Here is a 19510-nt window from a genome sequence, read left to right on the forward strand (position 1 = left end):
CAGCCACCCCAAAGTAATAATAAGCAAAGCAGGGTAATTGAGACCATGGAAAATCTAACAATAATACGTCACCCGGTGCTACAGCATAAATTAACCTTGCTGAGAAACAAACAGACCAAGTCATCTGAGTTTCGCAGGCTACTCAATGAGATCAGCGGCCTGCTGGCTTATGAAAGCACCAGTGAGCTGGCACTGCAGCCAGTCGATATCGAGACCCCGCTGGAAAAAATGCAGGGGCAGGAAGTGAAAGACTCGCCAATTATCGTTTCCATTATGCGCGCCGGCAATGGCATGCTTGACGGCTTACTGAACATGCTGCCCTTTGCCGGTGCCGGACACATAGGCATCTACCGGGACAGGTTTATTCAAAATACCGTGGAATATTACTTCCGCCTCCCGAAAACCTCTGCCGGCAAACAGGTGCTGCTGGCCGACCCCTTGCTGGCCACGGGAGATACCGCCATTGCCTGTGTCGACCGCTTGAAACAATACGGGGTCGGCAAGATCACTATGCTGTGCATTCTGGTATCAGAGCAAGGGGTGGAAAAACTGCATCATTTTCATCCCGACGTTAAAATCATCGCCCTCAGTAAAGAGCGGGATTTAAACGCGAAGGGCCATTTACTGCCGGGCTTGGGAGATGCCGGAGACCGGCTTTATAAAACCAAGGATGCCTGAATACAAAAAACAGGCACAACAAACGGTTTATTGGTATCAAAGCCAGTGATGGGAAAAGTCCAGTAATTCAATATCACGCCCTTGCTCGCACAAGGTGTGGATCCTGTCACCAACAGACATCAGTTGCCGTTTATCCGTCCCCACCAGACAAACCGCAAGAGCGGCTCGTTGCCACTTATCCTGGTAGCCTATTTCCGCCACCGAGGCATTATGCTTTTGCCGAATGTGTTCTTTTAGCCCCTGCAATTTACTGCGCTTTTCCTTCAGGGACCGGGCACAGGGGATCATCAGCTCTATCTCAATCAACTTGATAAAAAAACCTTTCTCTGACATAACAGCTTCTTGTCCACTATCCTTAAAATATCCATGAACACTCACTAAAGTTTACCTTAGGATAAATTACCTTTCATGGCCAATATCGGCTTAACTTAATACATCATCTACGCCGGTATAATCTGGTGATTGTCCGGTTTTACTTTACTTTTACAGTCAATACTATGCCTGAGTTTAGCCCGGATAAAATACCTGTATTGATCTACGACGGCGACTGCGCCTTTTGCCGGTATTGTGTGGATTATGCCCGGCTGTGCACAGGCGATCGCATCCATTACCGTCCCTACCAAGAGGTTCAGCAAGACTACCCCGGGATCAGCGAAACCGAGTTTCAAGCAGCCATCCAGTTATTGCTGCCAGGCGGCAAGCGCCTCACCGGCGCCGAAGCCGCGTTTAAAACCCTGTCACTTGGCGGTTATTCAACATTTTACTTTTGGTGCTACCGTAATCTTTCCCTGTTTGCCTGGCTTAGCGAAAGCCTCTATCGTCTGGTAGCAAAGCATAGAAACGGTTGTTATCGCTTGTGCAGATATCTGTTCGGATCCTCACTTCAGCCTCAGGTTTACACGCTCACCATAGCCGTATTTTTGCGGCTGTTGGCCTTGATCTACCTGGCAGCGTTTAGCTCCTTTGCGGTGCAGGCCCCCGGCTTAATCGGGGTAGAAGGCATATTACCGCTGGCAGATCACTTCGAGGCAGTCAGCCAAAGCCTGGGACGGGAAAAATACTGGCTGTTGCCGAGTATTTTTTGGTTGAGCGACAGCGATATCAGCATATTGGCCGTCTCCTGGGCCGGTGTGCTGCTGTCCCTGCTGTTGCTGTTTAATATCTTGCCCGCTTTAAGCCTGTTGTTACTGTACCTGTGTTATCTTTCATTAGTAAGTGCCGGACAGATCTTTATGGCCTACCAGTGGGATATCCTATTGCTGGAAACCGGCTTCCTGGCCATTTTTTTAGCGCTGCGTCCCTGGCTTTTTATCTGGTTATATCGCTGGTTATTGCTGCGTTTTATGCTGCAATCCGGTCTGGTAAAACTGTTGAGCGACGATCCTAACTGGCAACAGCTGACCGCACTGGAATTTCACTTTCAAACCCAGCCCTTGCCAACCATTTTTGCCTGGTATGCACATCAGTTGCCGGAGATCCTGCTCAGGGCGGGAGTGCTGTTCACCTTTGTCGTAGAATTAGTCATCCCCTTGCTGATCCTGATGCCGCGCCGACCAAGGTTAATTGCTTTTATTGCCATCAGTTTGTTGCAACTGGGCATTATCGCCACCGGCAATTATAACTTTTTTAACTTGCTCACCCTGAGCTTGTGCCTGCTCCTGCTCGACGACCAGTTTTTACATCGCTTATGTCACCTCTTTGCCAGGTCCCAAAATACAGCGAAAGCGGTATTTAGCATAAGCAAGGATAGCGTCAGCAAAAAAGTCATTAAGCTCAACAAAGCTGGAAAATCACTGGCCAGCATTGTTGCCTTAATTTATCTGCTGCAAAGCTCACTGTATTTGGCCTACACCGGGCGTTTTGCTGATTTGCCACCTAAAATCCTTAATTTATTAAGCTGGAGCGCCCCGTTTCACCTGGCAAATAGCTACGGGGTCTTTGCAGTGATGACCACTGAGCGGCTGGAGATCATCTTTGAAGGCTCAAACGACGGCATTCACTGGCAAGCCTACCAGTTACCTTACCAGGCGGGTGATATTGCCAGGGCCCCGGTATGGGCAACTCCCCACCAACCCCGCCTTGACTGGCAATTGTGGTTTGCCGCACTTAAGGCCCCCCATATCCCCCCCTGGATCGATGGCATTATCTACGGTTTATTGCTCGACTCAGCTCCGGTATTGTCCCTGTTTTCACATAACCCCTTTGCCGGGGCGCCGCCCAAATTTGTCCGGGGCAAACTCTACCAGTACCGATTCACGACCCCAGAGGAACGAGCGCAAACGTCTAACTGGTGGCAACGGACATATCTGCGGGAATATTTTCCCGCCAGACAGATCAGGATAAAGTTTCACCACCAGCAAATACCGGGCAGTAGCGGATTTACTTCATATGCCAGTCGATCAACTGATACTCCCGGATAAACGGCCACAGGCAACTTGCTTTTTTGAATTGGCCAATAGCCATTTATTTCCCCTGGCTTGCTCTTACTCGGGACAGTCAGGGGTCTTTCCGGTTCATCAAACCTGCCCACGCCGGGACAAATCACTCTTTAATGCAAAACAAATTTCCCCTTTTAGTTACCAACCTGTTAAACGAGCCACCGGGAGAAATAATTCACAAGTGCTCTATAGCAGCTGATAGCACATAGCCCGGCAGATCCGGGGGAATTTCTAAAGCCGGCGGCAGTTCAATAAACATAAAAAATAACAATAAGCAAATTACGGCTTATTCAAAAGCGGATGAAAGCGCAACTATGATGATTTGTTTTTTTTGGCTTGTAGTAGCAACCCTTGCGGTACAAGTACCAAATATTTTAGGCATACAGGCACAAGCAAATGGCGAGACACTCACAGTGTTAAAGGCATTAAAAATAACCCTGCTCACTTTACCTGTGACCATTGTCGCCACCACAGGCTACACCATGTTTTACGGCAGGGGAGTCGAATATTTCAGTTATCCGGCGATGTCTGTCTATGCCAAATTGGGAGCCTTAGTCATGGCAATTATTTTACAATTTGCCCTGCTGCAGGCAAAAAATATCAACTGGGTTGAAGTTTGCGGTTTACTCATTTGCATTCTCGGCTTTTTAGTCTCCATCAATAGTGAAATGATATTGGAGAGAATAAGGTGATGATTTTATTCGTTTATCCTAGCCGTTTGCTTGGATAGGCCATCCGCACGGCATCGGTCGGCAGCTCAGCCTCCAATATTTTTTCGGATATTTATTTGTCGATCATAACAAATGTTATTATCAAAACAGCTCCAGGGTTGATTCGACTACCAATTATCTGGTGCTGGCAAAATAGCCAGTAGCCAGTAAACCGGGGCAGGGCATTAAGTTCTCTGCTACAGCCAGGACTCCACCTTTGAGGCTGTCAGTTAAAGCCTGGGTACAGCAAGGCGGGATAATGGGAGCCTCTGCTGTTATGCGGCTTTGCCCATCATTTTGCTCTCCTGGATAATTTCATCTTTTCATAACCCACAGACAATAAACTAGTGCAGACCTTGTTAATTGCACTTTTAATCAAAGCCCCCGGGACTGAGTGATTGCTTATGCCAGTGCAATGCCGGCGTTTTAAAAAGCCATATATTCTCGTTTCTTTATTTCCCCAACAAGGCTTAATCGATACAGAAAATACAAGTGCAATAGTAAATTCAACTCAAAATTAGCCGGTAAATTTTACCGAATGAAAATTTCCTATTAATAGATACAAAAAAGCTAGACAAGGCTTAATTGATTAAGTATCGTCCAGATAAACCGCTTCATCAACGGACCAGGTAGAACCCCCCCTCTTATACCAGGTAAAACAGGCAGGCTATGCATATAGCCAAGTGCCGGCAAAAAATATACGCCCATAAAACGAATAACAACCAGGTATATGAATCATGGAAAGATCACCAGTATACATTTTCCCTTTTTACGGGCTTAGCAATGTGTATTTCTTATGCAAACAGGTATGTAAACATAAAATAGAGAAATACCATCAGCACCTGGCATATTCGCTAAAAGGGACCTGGCTTGTCGGTACACATGCGCACTTGGATAAAATCGCGGCCTGTCCTGATATTCCCCTTTTACTGGCCCTCTCGAACAAGGTTATTTGCCGCATAGCGCCAATAAGTGCAGCTTCTTCCCGATTAAGCCTTTACAGCCTATTTACCTTTAATAAAGCCGGCACTCGCTCAGTTAATAAGACTATTGAATATAAAGAACACACATGGATTAAGCAGAAAAATTCGTATGGATGAACACCGCTTGATGGCGGTTCATCTTTACCGATCCGGCTTTACTGCCAGCTGACAGCAATGCTAAATGCTCAGCTACCGGCAATGGCAGCAAGGAGTGACTGTTTTTGTAAAACACTCAAATGGTCAAATTAATGATAATAAATAGAGCAAAAGGATAGTTATGAATATATTAAATTACTTTTCGAAGATAAAACAAAAACCGGCAACAACAGGCGCCGGGGCGTTAAAATTACTGATCGCCATGGCCGTTGCCGGTACCAGTGTTCAGTCGGCTACGGCGGCAACGGATGCCGGTGCTATGCTCCAGCAATTTGGCCTGGAGTATGACATCAACAACACTTCCGATCCCCAGGCCAAGTATGCGATGGAGCTGCAAAGACGCTTGATGCTGGATGTACCGATTTATTACACCAGCTTTTTAGGTACGCACAACTCCTATAACTCCGAGGCGTACAACATAGATCTTTGGCCCCAGCAGGAAATGACGGTGAAGGGCCAGATGAACGAGGGGGTGGAATGGATCGAACTTGATGTGCATCACGTGTGGACCACTGGACTCGATCTCAATTTTTGCCACGGCGAATTCTGCTACCTGGACTCGGTTAATTCCCATTCGATACTTGATGATCTCAGGGAATGGGCCGAGGAAATGAATGAGCAAAACACTACCCGAACCGCAGTTATTTATATTGAAAGCGATCTTGAAGACAGTGAGTATTACACAGATCTGAGAAATCAGCTGAATAGCCGCGTCGGCGCCGAGCATATTTACACGCCCACAGATTATAAAAACGACTTCCCAGGCGACGCCAATGTCGGTGCCGACAAAGCCACTTCTTTCCCCGAATCCGAACTGACCCGGCAACACCTGCTCAATAAGGGCAAACGTTATGTCATCTATTTCTCCGGCTACAGCGGCAGTGATAACCACAACGTGCTGGACTGGATTTTTGAAAATCCGGGCAGCCTTAACGGCTCGCGCGTCTGGGAAAAAGACGGCTATCCGACCTCCTCATCTACCTTAAATATTACCGGCAGCGATCTGATCGGTTACTGGCAGGACGGCAAAAGCGTTATCGGTCTGCACGATGTCCACACCGATGACGGCCGTTTCCGCGAAAACGCCCAATGGTCCTGGAATGACGGCGAGCCCAACGACGCCCACTCAGGCGAAGATTGCGCCGAATTAAGAACCGATTATGCCGACAATCGCTGGAATGACGCCGCCTGCTCCAACTCACGCCGTGCCGCCTGTAAATGGACCGGCGGAGACCTATACTCCAAAGACAATAGCGTGATCTATAACCTTTGGTCCCTGTCTGCCACCAGTACCACCTGGGCCGGGGCAGAGCAGGCCTGTCAGACGCTGGGCAGCGGCTGGAACTTTGAAGTGCCCAGAAACGCTATCGAGAATGCAGTATTGGCCGGCATTGCCGACGAAGCGGGCGAAACTAAGGTTTGGCTCAACTATACCGACAGCACTCAGGAAGGGGTATTTACCACACCGAGCCAAAGGTAAAAGCTGAATTTACCGTGGAAAAGGTACGGGCAGGTCTTTGCCCGTACCTTATAACAATAATGATTAAGAGCAACAAAATGAAAACACCACCAAATTATTACCCTCCCTTTTGATGGCAGGCTGCCAGTCCAATGCCGCAAGTGCCGATACTATAGACAATTTCAACAGCAGCTGGATCGGCAAGGGCAACGACTAGAGTGCGCACTCCAACGGTGACTGGGACAGCAACCGGGCAAACCTGCGCAGCCGGGAGAAAATTGAGGTGCTGTTCCCATAACGGCCTTGGCCAGAAATGGAGGCCATCAGGCCTCCTTGTAAAGGAGCCGGTATCAACCGATACCGGCTGAAAAACTTATGCCACAGTTTAGCGGTTATCTACCTCAACCAGGGTCAAACCGATCAAACCACGGTTACTGGCATGAGAAACGGCGCCATAATGCCAGTGGCCCGCACTTGCACCGCTCCAGCTGACATCTATGGTTTCTATCGCCCCTAAGGTCGCCCCTGACGGAGCACTATCGAGTACTAAATTCCCCCCCGGTGTCGCGGATATCAGCCAGCTATACATACTGTAGTCAGAGTCACCTCCGGGCGTAGACCAGCCATGCACATAAACGGTCCAGTTACCGTCCATCGGCAGGGAAATTTCAATCACTTCATCGGTGCCGCCTAAAGTACTGCTGGCAACTAAAGTATTGGTGGGATCGTAAACAAAGACATCCAAATCGGCATCAGCTTCAGTTGCCTCCGGCGGTATGGCAATGCGCAGCACCGCCGCCCCCAGGGCGGGAATCACATGCGCATTAGCATAACCGTCACCGGGGTCAAAATTCTGATCCGGGTCTTGCCCGACATTATCGTGAGTGATTGTTGCCGGCACCAGGCCATGAGCATTTGCCGCGTAAAGACCGCTGTAACCAAACTTAATCTCAAAGTTACTGCTACCACTTTCGCCGTTGCCGCTGATACGATCCGGCGCACTAAAGAGAGTGCCTTTTACCGCAATAGGGCTGTAGACATTGTAACGATTTTTTTTCTCCCGCCAGTTCAGTGAACCAAATCGCCATTCACCGACAGGGGCATTAATATTGGTGATCTTTACCTGATAAGTGGCACTTTGGCCTTTTTTCAGGCGAATTTTATTGGGGGTGACTTTTACTTTATAACCTTCCGGAGCATCGACCTCAACGGTATACTTACGCCAGCCGTTTTCTTTGGCTACGCTGGTCACGGTACGGGTAATGGTTTGACTACCGGCTAATTCAGCAATCCCCATAGAGGGCAGGTTTAAATCGCTGGCATCTGTGGGGATGCCGATAAGATCAATGATCAGGCACGTCAGGCTGCTTAAAGCCGTAGGCTCAGCGCCGCATAAAAATCCCAGGTATTCCAATAAACCGGCATCATAAGCCAGGCCCGGCTGCAAAATAGACCCTTTATTGACTTTGCCGCCGGCGTTAACATGCCCGGCCCCCATGTCAAAGGGGTCGGCCCGGGAGACACGATCATTATCACGGACATCCTGATGGGCGGTTGTCATCAGGGCTGATTTTGCCATCGCCGGACTCCAGTTAGGGTGCGCCTGTTTAATCAGTGCAAAAATACCGGCAATATGGGGACTGGACATGGACGTGCCGGAAATTGCCTGAAACAATTCACCCGGCACAGACCCCGGATCCGGGGTCGGGCTGTTGCCGGCTAAAATCATGTGCCCGGGGGCGGTAATATCCGGCTTGATAATATCCTGTGCAACTGGATCCGGCCCCCGCGATGAAAATATCGCCATAGACGGCGCAGATTCCCATTCACCGTTTTCACAACAGCCAATGCGCGCCGTAGCCGAACCGGCAACATCGGCAATATAAGCCTTAATGGCCAACCCCGGGGTTTGGTCAATATGCACCGAAGGCACGGCATGATTGTCGCTGTTCAGGTTATCAACATCATTATTATTGTACAATATCATGCCGACACCGCCGGCCAGGCTAACTGCTTCGCTTTTTGCCACCCTGGCAATAGCCCCCCGGCGGCACAACACAATTTTACCGGCAACGGAAGCATCCAATGTACCGGGAATACACAAATCGCCACCGGCAAACTCGGCATCAACCAAAGAAGAAATCCCGACACCAGAAGTTATCGACGCACCGGTATAGGTGCTGCCATCACCTAAAACAATCGTCCCCTGGAACATCCTGGTCTGGGTACTTGCCCCCACGGTTGTCAACCAGGGTACTGAAGCCGGGCCGCCTATCGTTCCTGCTTCCGGGCCAGAATTACCTGCCGAGGTGGCGACAAAGACCCCGGCATCGGCAGCGAATAAATAGGCGATATCATCGGCGCCGGTTAAACTGGCCCCGCCGCCAACCGAGTAGTTGATCACATCCACACCGTCGGCTACCGCCTGATCTATAGCGGCGGCCAGATCTGAGCTGAAACCGCCGAGATTACCTAAACCTTTATAGGCAACAATATGTGCCCTGTGGGCAATACCGGAAATACTGCCGCGGGGAATGCCAAACATATTGGCTTCAACCCCGGCATTGCCGGCAGCGGTTGACGCGGTATGGGTACCATGGCCGTCATCATCACGCGCCGAGTCATATTCATCCGGCGCGGCACCTAGTAATGCCCGATATGTCTCCAGCATTTGCCGGGCACCGATAAGTTTATTGTTACATTCAAAGGCGAGATCTAACGGGTTATGTGCGCTATTGCCAAAGTCACAACTATTGCCGGTTAGGCTCACCGGGGGAACACTGTAACTGCCGTCATCGGCAAAAGAAGGATGCTCAGGCCAGATGCCGCTATCGATAACCCCGACAACAACCCCTTCACCGGTATAACCCTTTAACCAGGCACCACCGGCAGCGGTTATCCCCAAAAAGTCAGGCGAACTGTCGGTGGTTTTATAGCGCATTTCATCGGGTATGACCCGCACCACGCCTTTTTGCTTCGATACCTTTATCGCTTGCTTATAGCTGAGTAAGGCGGAAAAGCCATTAAGGGCATGATAATAGCTATGCACTTGTTTCCTGCGGTTGACCCCGGCATTTTTCATGGCATTGACATGTGTCTGCTTGAGGTATTGACTGTACTTTTTGACATGGGCGCTGTTGGCGTTCAGTTTTTTCCCCGTCTCCAGTTTTGTCGCCGGATAGCCCTGAATACTGCCATCGTACTTGACGACGGGATCAAGCTCCATCATGACGATATAGGAGCCGTGTTTTGATTCTTTAACGCCTTGGTAGTTTTCGGCATAAAGCGTTTGCATTATGCCAAAGAGCAGCATAACGAATACTGCGGTGATTTGAACGAACTTTTTCATCACTAAACTTCTCCGGATATTTGACATTCCGATTGTCGTGATTTACTGCATAAACCGTAAAACAGTGAAGTAAATGTAGTCGATGAAAATAAGAACTCCAGTATGATTTTATTTCCTGATAAATAATATTTCCCGCCTTGGCAGTAAACGTACGGTTCGGGCATAAACAAACAGAAAGTTTGCCGTGAGCAGACCTGGGGTTTATCGCTTTTCCGGCACTAAAACCAGGGATAACGACCCCGGCCCTTAAGGGTTCAAGTGGATATTACTGATAAAACCGGTATCAACGCCAAACCATATTTTGTCCTGTTTGTGATCGTAATACATATGCCGGATTGCCCCGCCGGATGGTATGGGAGTTGAAGAAATAAAGACTTCCTTTTGACTGTCAAACACCATCATTTTATTGGGGGATTGCCCGGTTTCGGCAATCCAGATACGTCCATCATTATCGACTGCCATACCATAAGGATTACTGCCCGGAAATGAGGGCATTTTCCATTCATGAAAAGCTTGTGTTTTCGGGTTATAGCGACCTAAATAACTGCCGGCATAATCGACATACCAGATATTATCATCCCGGGTAATTACCAAGCGTCTGGGCCGGGCATTTTCTCGGGGTAAACTGATTTCCGTCAAAACAAAGGTTCGCGGATTAACACTGGCTATTTTATTGGTGCCAAACAGTACCGACCAGGGCTGATTGTTACTGTCAACGGCTATGCCATAGGGACGTGAGCGCTTTTGTGTTGCAGCAACAGAGGTAACCTTGCCGGTTGCGGTATCAAGCTTGCCGATGGCATTGCTGTTTTGTGCGGTAAACCAAATATTGTTTTGCTGATCAAATATCAGGGTATGGGGATCAGATATTCCCTCTGGCATCAAGAACTTTTCAACCTCGCCGCTGCCCGGGGAAATTTTCCCTATATGACCGTTACGGTTCCCGGCATACCAAACCACGCCACGGCCATCGATTATTAAATTATGGGGATGGCTGTTTTCAGGCACTTCAAAACGGGATAATTCCCCACTTTTGGGATCAAGTCGGCCAATATAATTACCGGCCTGGCCGCAAAACCACACTTTACCGTCAGGGGCAACAAAAGGATCTCTGGGACGACCTCCCCATTTAATTTTCCATTCTTGAACATTGGCTAAAGACGGTAAGTTTGATGCTGCAAAACTGTTTTGCAGTGTAAAGGCAAACAACAATATTAAAGGCAATAGCAAGTTTTTCATGACAAACCTCCCCTGTGGATTCAGGCTCATTTTATTATTAGTTACCTTAGGCCATAACCAATAAAATTAAAGTGATAACCTACTTTACAAAAACAAAGTTTCACCGAAAAAGAACCACAACGTAAAAGCTTTTTTATATAAAAATCCCCGCGAAATTATGCGGGGATTAAACTTGCGGCAAGGAGTAACAGGTCACGGTTAAAAACAAACTGACCGGATGTTCAAACCTGCCGGCATAGTGCCAGTTGAACCTGTTCTAAGCACCAATGCTTTTTAACCAGAACCTACTGCTGCCGGCCCATTAATGATCAGCGCCGGCTCTTAATGAAGCAACAGGCCACTTGGTGATGATGGAGCGCACCGGTGTATAGGTTGCAACAAGGATAAACAAACAAGTAAAAATTAAAGTAAAGGCTATCGTTGACAAGTCCAAGCTAATGTAGCTATCAAGATGTTGTCTGGCAACACCATAAATAGCGGTGCCGACAACCGCGGCCAAAATAATGCCTATGCCCACGGCCTTGCCATTTTCACTAAATACTTGCCAGAGAACATGCTGTGGAGTTGCCCCTAAAGCCATTCTCACGCCCAACTCATATTGCTTCAATTTAGTGTTATAACTGACAATACCGTAGATACCGATACTCGCCAGAATCAAAGACAAAATCGCCAATACCGCTGTAATGTTAGCCACCACATAATCCATTTTAATCAGGTTAAAATGCTCGCTTTCCATCTTGTTCCAGCGCGAGACCCTGAATGAGCCGTCTACTGAGGCGATCGCCTCTTTGATTTTGTTTAACGAAATGGCCGAACCTTCACGCACGGAAAAAATAAAGCCGGTGTGAAAATTACCATCCGCCCTGAACGCCCTCATTGTTTCACTGCTGTGGGGCAGGGCAATATCTTCAACGACACCGATCACCCGGTAGGAGGTCGATACTTTATTATGATCTTCGGAATAAACGGTCATGCCTATCGGATTTTCATTCACCGCTATCGCTTTTGCCAGGGACTCCGACAGGATAATAACCTTGGCGCCATCGGCCGCTTCTGCCGGGGTAAAATTGCGCCCCTGAAGCATTTTCATGCCCAAAGTTTCAAAATGGCGTTCATCTGTTCCCCTAAAAGACGGTTTAAAGGCAGGTTTAAAGTTCTGGTTGGCGGCTAACGGCACACGGCCGGAGATCCGGGTAGGGGGGTTGCTGATACTGCTGACGATTTCCACTTCATCAAGCGCTGCCAGCTTTTTCTTCATGGCTATGACCAAGGGCTTGGCTTCTTCGTGGCTGAGCCGGCCTTTAGGGGAGGCAAAGCGCACAAAGTACAGGTTTTTAGGCTCAAAGCCCAAGTCCTGGTTGATAGAAGCTATCGAATGCTTAAATAACTGGCTGTTGGCAAATAAGAGTATGATGGCAAGACAGATTTGACTGGCGATCAGCATTTGCTGGGTACGTTTGGAAATTTGTAAACCTGAGCCCTTGCCACTTGATTGCAGCACCTTGTTTAATTCGCGGTACTTGATGGTTTTGATACTCATTAAGGCGAAGATCACCGCCAGCAATAACGTCACCGCCAGGCCGAAGGCGGCACTGATCAAATCTAAACTCAACTCCTGGGTGAAAGGCAAAAATTCGGAGGCGATATCTCTCAATGTCACAAAACTCAATTGCGCCAGAACCAGAGCCACAATCCAGGTGATCCCCATAATAATCACGCTTTCGGTAAACAGGCTCTTAAACAGGTGCACAGAGTTTGCGCCAAGTGCGGCATGGATCGCCAATGCCCTTTGCCGGTGCACCACACGCGATAAAAACAGATTCAGGATATTAGTGGCCGCCATGGTAACCAGAATAAGGACCCCGGCAAGCAAGAGCAGAGAAATTTTTCCGCTGTCTCCGGTAATAGCCGACTTAAGCGGGATCAGCTGATAACGGGCATAATAGCTTTTAAAAGACGGCTCCTGCATGGTATTTTGCTTAAAATGGGGGTTGATCAGCGCCGACAACCTATCCTGGGCATGATTCACCGAAACCCCTTCTTTCACCTTGGCAAAAACGTTAATTCTTGACAAGAATCCGTCCCATGCCCGCGTTACCCGGCTCACGGCCGTGTTCATATCCCAGGGTAAAAAGATATCTGTTTTTAGCCCCACGGGACCTATTTCCGGCTCCAAATAGTCCTTTTTTAATACCCCGATAATGGCATACTGGGAGCCGTTGAGAGAGAGTTTTTCGTTGAGGATATTTTCATTTCCGCCAAAGAGTTCCTGCCAGGCCCGGTAGCTTATCACCGCCACTTTCTTATGGGTTTTCAGGGCTTCACTTTGATGCAAAACCCGCCCCAGACGCGCAGAAGCATTGGTCATGGAAAAATATTCCGGGGTGACGAAGCTGGTATCAACTGTCGGTTGCTCACCATGGCTGGTGAGCATTTGCGTATCCCGGTAAACCAGGCCAACTTGTTCGAGCACATCATTGTCTTCGTACATTTTTATCGAACCCGGGTAGGTATGTCCGCCCCAAACCCCCTGATGATGCTCGTTGTGGATCACATATTCGAGCTTAAACAGCCGCTCTTGATCCGGATACGGCAAAGGTTTGGCAAACAAGAGGTAATTCAGCTTAAATACCGCGATCAGAGTCCCTATGGTTAATCCCAATATGGAGGCGACAATAACGATAAAGCCCGGGGTGAGCTTGAGATTTTGCCATGCATAGCTCAAATTAGTCAGCCAGTTCCTCATACCGCCTCCTGCATCGAGGTCATAGCCTCATCAAGCAGCTTACCGTCGCGAAGATGCAATTGCCGTTTTGCCAGGTCGGCATAACGGGGATCATGGGTCACCATACAAATGGTGGTGCCCTCATCATTGAGCTTTTGCAGCATATCCATCACCATGTCGCCATTTTTACTGTCCAGATTCCCGGTTGGCTCATCCACCAGCAAAACGGCGGGATTGGAAACCAGTGACCGGGCAATGGCGATACGTTGCTGCTGCCCGCCGGATAGCTGATTCGGCTTATGGTGCATGCGGTGGCTCATATCCACTTTTGCCAGGCAAGCCTGGACAAGCTGATGGGCATCTTCAACCCCCACGGGCACAGGAGCATAACGCAGAGGCAAGGCAATATTATCAAACACGCTTAATTCGTCGATAAGGTTAAATTGCTGGAACACAAAACCCAACTTCTGGTTGCGCACCGCCGCCGCCTGTTTCAGCGTCAGGCGGCTGACGTCTTGCCCTTCAATGATATAACTGCCGCTCGTTGGCTGGTCCAGCAAACCAAGAATAGAGAGCAAGGTAGATTTGCCACTGCCTGACGGGCCGGAAATAGAGACATATTCCCCCTTGGCGATGCTGAGGTTAATGTCGCTTACCGCGTGGGTTTCCACTTCCGCCGTGCTAAAAACTTTGGTTATGCCCTGCATGCTTATTTGGCTATTATTTTTATTTTCCATGTTAAATCCTTTATATAAACTAACCGTTGATGCTCAGTTGTGAATGCTGCTGGTATGAACTCATGTCCGATAAAATGACGATATCGCCGTCATTAACACCCGACAAAATTTGGATAAAGCGCTCAGTGCCCACCCCATATGTGATTTGCGTGGCCTGTGCCTGGCTTTTGTCTTCATTGACCTTAAAGATGGTGGCGGTAGAATGCTCCCGGGTGTTCACCGGACGCTCGATATAATAGGTATTATTGATCACGTCGGTGATAATAGTACCGTCAATATCAAGCTCCGGCCTGGCACTGTCGGGCAGGGTATCAAGCAGGGCAATTTCAACCGTAACATTGCCTTCTTCCACCGCAGGATCAATGCGTTTAACTTGGCCCTTAATGATATCTTGGCGGGTATCGATGACAGCCACCTGGCCCAGTTTTATGGCAGAGATCTGGGTCTGCGGTACTTGCAGCATGGCCACCAGATCTTTAGTCGAACCAATCACCGCCAACTGCTCCCCGGCGCTGACATTTTGCCCCAATTCAACCGGCATTCTTTGCAGGACACCGGCAAGGTTGGCCTTAACAGATAATTTCTCCAGCTGCAAAACCAGGGCATTGAGCCTGCCCTGGTGTTGTTTAATAATTTGCCCCTGGACCACAACCGCTTCCTGGTGCACTTTTTCCAGGTGGTGGATACGCTCTTGCAAAATAGCAAGACGCTTTTCCAGCTGCAGTTCTTCTATCTTGGCTTCCCTGAGATTAATCGCCGACACTATGCCCTGGGCGGCAAGTTTCTCCTGGGCATCCCGGTTAACTTTGGCAATTTCATAATCCGCTTCAATTGCAGCGTAACGCTCTCTTTCGGATAAAAACTCCCGCTTGTTGTTCAGCTGGATCTGACGAAGGTTGGCTTGCTGCTGCTCCAACTCCTGCCTGCTGGTTTCAACTTCCTGCTCAAGGGCCGGGTTACTTAAGGTCAAAATGATACTTTCGGGTGTGACCGCCGCCCCGGGTTTAAGCAGGATTTCTTCCACCGTACCACCCGAGTAGGCGGTAACCAGCTTTTGCCTGTTGGAACGAAGTACGCCGTAACCTTCAATTTGCAGCTGTAAATCGCCTTTTTTAATTTCTCCGAAGGTTACATTTTCTTTGAAAACTTTTTGCGAACTTGAAGGTTGAACAAAAAGCCAAACCATCAAAACCGCAACACCAAACAAGCCACCCCATTGATAATAGTGTTTCTTTTGAGGCTCTTTTTTCTGTTTTACAAAATCCATGGAAACATCATCCTTTAACTTCTGTTAAGCATTCACTTTGCATATTCCAGTGATCACTCACTGCTACAAACAAGCGCTTGATTTTTTGCCCGCAATGAACAGCCACAATAGCACTGTCTGCAGTAATAAAACAAATTGCCCGACGCAATTGATGCGACAAACATTTAATAACATGATTCACTTATTCTGCCTCCCAACAAAGAGAATTATTTAACTAATTCAATAAGAAAGATTTATTTTATCGGAACATGAAACTTGCCAGTTCGTCCAGGGCATCAAAGAAAAGTTTGATGTCCTGATCCGTGTTGTACAGGTAAGCAGATATTCGCAACACTTGCCTGTCGGCTTGTTCAGAGACATAAGGCTGGGCGCACAAGTGACCGTTGCGGCACATAATGCCGTAAGAGTCGCTTAAGGTTCTGGCAACATCGTCTAAATTGGGCGTCCCCGGCACCGTAAGGCTCAATACCGCACCGCGATCGGCCTTGGTGTCGCTATTTATGACCTGCAGGTAATCCCTTTGCTGCGCCATATCCAGCATCAACCGGCCCATGGCTTGATCGTGGCCGGCGATATTATCAAAGCCGACATGATGTAAATAATCTATGGCTGCGCCAAGTCCATATGCCCCGGCGATATTCGGGGTACCCGCCTCAAACCTGTGGGGGATTTTACGCAGCCGGTAGTTATCTAACTCAACCCAGTCCACCATACCGCCGCCTAACAGCATGGGTTTAAGCCGCTCTAGCATCTCGCCTTTACCCGCTAATATGCCGATACCGGTGGGACCGAGCATTTTATGGGCAGAGCAGACAAGAAAATCGATATCCAGCTGCTTCATATTGACCCGGCGATGGGGCAGTGACTGGGCGGCATCAACAACCACTATGGCGCCAATGGCTTTGGCAGCTTTAACCAGATCATCGAGCGGGCTATAAACACCGGTGACATTGGAGCAGTGGCTCAGCGCCACCACCTTAGGCCTGAGTTTTAACAACTCATGATAATGCGCTAAATCCAGGCCGCCGTCTGCCCGGGTCCTTACCGCATGGGTAGTAGCTTTCTCCATCCAGGGCAGCAGATTTGAGTGGTGGGCATCGCTAAACACCACCACCTTATCTTCCTTGCTTAATTCCAGTCCGTGGGCGACAAGATTGATCCCCTCGGTGGTATTACGTACAAACACCACTTCGTTACCCGCACAGGATAATAAATCGGCAACTTGATAACGGGTTTGCTCATAACGGTTGGAAACCAGCTCCAGGCTATAGTTTTTACCGCGGTGGACATTGGAAGAAATGCCCAGGTAATATTCATTGACGGCATCAACCATGACTTTAGGTTTTAAAGTCGTGGCCGCATTGTCCAGGTAGGTCACTTTGGTGCCGTCAAGTTCCAGCCCTATGGCCGGAAAATCTTCGGCAACATCCAATACATATTTATTATTTGTCATCTGATTAACCTTCCCTGTTTAGGCGATAGCCGCTTCTTGGTCTAATTCCATCATATCCCCCATGGCAACGAGAATCTTACGGTCACCTTTAAACGGTAAACGCGCATGTGCGATCAGCATGTTATCCACCATCAGCAGATCGCCTTTTTGCCAGTAAAATTTAATGCTGTTTTGCTCACAGATATTAAGCAGGGCCTGGGCCTGGGCATCTGAAATCTCAGAGCGGTCACCGAAAGTCACGTTACGCGGTAAGCCGTCGACACCAAAAAGTTCCAGTAGCGCATCCCGCTCCATCTCATCAAGGAAAAAAGGGTGATGTAACTGCACCTGGTTGAAGAAGATTTTCTCCCCCGTTTTCGGATGGTTTTTTATCGCCTCCACGGTTTTCGAAATTCGCAGCTTGCCGTGGGATAACCATTCACATTCCAGGCCGTCAGCCAGGCAGTGGGCTTCAACGGCTTCTTTCTCTGTGGTTTTGAAGAAATCCTGCCAACTCACATCCAGCCCGGGAATAAAGTTACGGATATAGGTTAACCCCCACTGCTCGCATTTAACACGAAAGTCCTCTGGTAACTTGTTATAAAACAAACGACTGTCGATAATCGGCGTTTGACCGCCTTCAACGGAAGGAAGCACGCAGGCAAAAAACTGCCTGGTTGGCCACTGCTTCATATGTGAACTTTCATTATGATAAAAGATGGTTTTATCATCAGGGTAGGGTGTTGATTTATATACGAAGTCAGTGCCTCTTTCTTCCGGTAAATCGGCATATTTGCCAATAAGCCTGGTGCTGGCCTTATTCGCAAACGACTCAAACCTGTCAACTTCCCCCAAATTAAAGCCGCGAAACAACAAGGCGCCGTAGCTGAGCAGGTATTTATCCAGCAAGGCTTTGTTGTTGTCGAGCCAGGTATGAATATCTACATCGCCGGATGCTGATTCGATAACCAGAGGGAACTCAGTTTCGCTTAACAGGCTGGTTTTCACTCCAGGCAAGGGCGCCAGATTGTCTTCATGCTTCATTTTTATATCCTTTATCATAGTTTCTCGCCTTTATTGTGCTCGCCTGACCGTCTGGAATTTACCCGAACGCTCCGTGGCTATGTAATCCACCACACTGACCTCTATTTGCAAATCAATGCCTGCCGCGGCCCTGAATGCCTCCAGGAAATCCGCTTCCATGCCCGCCTGATAACGGCTGTTAACGATCATTTTGAAGAAATACTCAGTATCTGTTCGTTGATCCAGTTGATACAAGTCCAGCCAGGGGGCGTCCCCGAGCAGGTCGTCCACCTGCCTTGGCGAGAGCAGCGGTTGCTGGTTATAACTTAAAAAATGGCAGGCTTTGCCGTGCATGTTTATCGACTGATGAGCACTGCCGCACGGACAAGTCCCGTCGACCAGGCTGACAATATCGCCGGTGCGATAACGCAGGTGGGGGGAAGCCCCCTGATCTAAACTGGAAATGCAAAGTTCAACTAATGCATTGTCTTCGGCGCAGTTAAGCGCTACCGGCAGATATTCAAAAAAGAAACTGCTTTGATTGAGGTGCATATTGCCGTGGGGACAGGTCATGGCAATCCAGCCAAACTCGGTAGAAGAGAGCAATTCACCATAATGGGACTGGTGCGGGTAAAAGGCCTTTATTTGTCTTCGGCTGATATGGCTGGCTGCCGTATATGAGGTCATACAGGGAATATCTGGCGGCGTTAAGCCGCGTTTTTGATACTGCCTTAACAGAAAGGCAAAATGTGTCGGATCAACATAAAACATATCCGGCTGATAACTGGAAATTTCCTCAATAGCCCTATCTATCATGGCCTCAGACGTAGTCAGCAGATCATGATAAACAGGCAAGACCAAAGTATTATCGGCTAAAATCCTGTCTTCTATGCTGCTGTTGGGGTTGGCGCATTCAACATCCGAACAGTTGGGGGCGGCAAAGCGGGCAATTTTTCGCCCCTCTTTGCTAAAGGCCGAGAGAATGGCCGGATTGACTTGCGCGCATTGCAAAGCCCGTTGCAATAAAAACATCCCCAATTCAATGGTGATCAACCGCTCCCCGGTAGTGCCCGAGCTGCGACTGGAAACCACCATAGGATGATTCAAGGTAAAACCCTCGGCTAAAATACCTTTGGGAAAATTCTTTCTAAAATCCGTTTTCGTGGTAAAGGGTAACCTGGCCAAATCCTGCTCGGTTTTAATGTTTCCGGGTACTATGCCCAACTCAGTCAGTTTTTTGTGGTAAAAAGGCACATTGTTATAGGCATAATCGAGCTCAGTAATAAATGCGGAGAAATAATTCATTTGTCTTCC

At 48.5% G+C, this 19510-nt stretch carries 13 protein-coding genes; 4 read left to right on the top strand and 9 right to left on the bottom strand.

The genetic code is table 11. The annotated features are described in order from the left end of the window. Positions 1-45 precede the first annotated feature (45 nt). Positions 46-678, top strand: coding sequence for a uracil phosphoribosyltransferase (gene upp / locus QL234_RS27465; RefSeq protein ID WP_044835687.1), 633 nt, complete (start codon positions 46-48; stop codon positions 676-678). A 36-nt stretch (positions 679-714) separates the two neighbouring features. Here upp and QL234_RS27470 read toward each other — a convergent pair whose 3' ends face one another. After that, positions 715-1011 (bottom strand): DUF503 domain-containing protein, encoded by a 297-nt coding sequence (locus QL234_RS27470; RefSeq protein ID WP_281560954.1) that lies wholly within the window; start codon positions 1009-1011, stop codon positions 715-717. Between the two features lie 164 nt (positions 1012-1175). Here QL234_RS27470 and QL234_RS27475 point away from each other — a divergent pair, with 164 nt between their 5' ends. The 3 genes from QL234_RS27475 to QL234_RS27485 all read left to right on the top strand — a co-directional run bounded on the left by QL234_RS27475 (position 1176) and on the right by QL234_RS27485 (position 6445). Beyond that, a complete protein-coding gene (locus QL234_RS27475; protein ID WP_281560955.1) occupies positions 1176-3098 on the top strand; it encodes a lipase maturation factor family protein in 1923 nt (640 codons plus the stop codon). 332 nt (positions 3099-3430) lie between these two features. Beyond that, positions 3431-3808: a hypothetical protein gene (locus QL234_RS27480; protein ID WP_281560956.1), complete on the top strand. Its 378-nt coding sequence runs from the start codon at positions 3431-3433 to the stop codon at positions 3806-3808. Positions 3809-5086: 1278 nt separating this feature from the next. Next, positions 5087-6445, top strand: a complete 1359-nt coding sequence (locus QL234_RS27485) for a lectin-like protein (RefSeq protein ID WP_281560957.1) — start codon at positions 5087-5089, stop codon at positions 6443-6445. A gap of 364 nt (positions 6446-6809) precedes the next feature. Here the strand turns inward: QL234_RS27485 and QL234_RS27490 are convergent, their stop codons facing one another. From QL234_RS27490 to QL234_RS27525, 8 genes are all read right to left on the bottom strand, one after another. Beyond that, complete coding sequence (locus tag QL234_RS27490; protein WP_281560958.1) at positions 6810-9773, bottom strand: S8 family peptidase; 2964 nt, start codon at positions 9771-9773, stop codon at positions 6810-6812. Between the two features lie 246 nt (positions 9774-10019). After that, positions 10020-11012, bottom strand: a complete 993-nt coding sequence (locus QL234_RS27495) for a lyase (protein WP_281560959.1) — start codon at positions 11010-11012, stop codon at positions 10020-10022. Between the two features lie 301 nt (positions 11013-11313). After that, the gene (locus QL234_RS27500) at positions 11314-13758 is read right to left on the bottom strand and encodes an ABC transporter permease (RefSeq protein WP_281560960.1); all 2445 of its coding nucleotides are present in this window, start codon (positions 13756-13758) and stop codon (positions 11314-11316) included. After that, a complete protein-coding gene (locus QL234_RS27505; protein ID WP_281560961.1) occupies positions 13755-14474 on the bottom strand; it encodes an ABC transporter ATP-binding protein in 720 nt (239 codons plus the stop codon). The genes QL234_RS27500 and QL234_RS27505 overlap by 4 nt, the downstream gene beginning before the upstream one ends. Positions 14475-14493: 19 nt before the next feature. Beyond that, the gene (locus QL234_RS27510; RefSeq protein ID WP_281560962.1) at positions 14494-15741 is read right to left on the bottom strand and encodes an HlyD family efflux transporter periplasmic adaptor subunit; all 1248 of its coding nucleotides are present in this window, start codon (positions 15739-15741) and stop codon (positions 14494-14496) included. A gap of 238 nt (positions 15742-15979) precedes the next feature. Then, positions 15980-17194 (bottom strand): aminotransferase class V-fold PLP-dependent enzyme, encoded by a 1215-nt coding sequence (locus tag QL234_RS27515; protein WP_281560963.1) that lies wholly within the window; start codon positions 17192-17194, stop codon positions 15980-15982. An 18-nt stretch (positions 17195-17212) separates the two neighbouring features. Beyond that, a complete protein-coding gene (locus QL234_RS27520; protein ID WP_281560964.1) occupies positions 17213-18217 on the bottom strand; it encodes a TauD/TfdA family dioxygenase in 1005 nt (334 codons plus the stop codon). Positions 18218-18247: 30 nt separating this feature from the next. Continuing rightward, positions 18248-19501 carry a hypothetical protein gene (locus QL234_RS27525; RefSeq protein WP_281560965.1) on the bottom strand — a complete coding sequence of 418 codons (1254 nt, stop codon included), beginning with the start codon at positions 19499-19501 and terminating at the stop codon, positions 18248-18250. Positions 19502-19510: the final 9 nt, after the last annotated feature.

This window comes from Thalassomonas sp. RHCl1, from assembly GCF_947387555.1.
Classification (GTDB): Bacteria; Pseudomonadota; Gammaproteobacteria; order Enterobacterales; family Alteromonadaceae; genus Thalassomonas.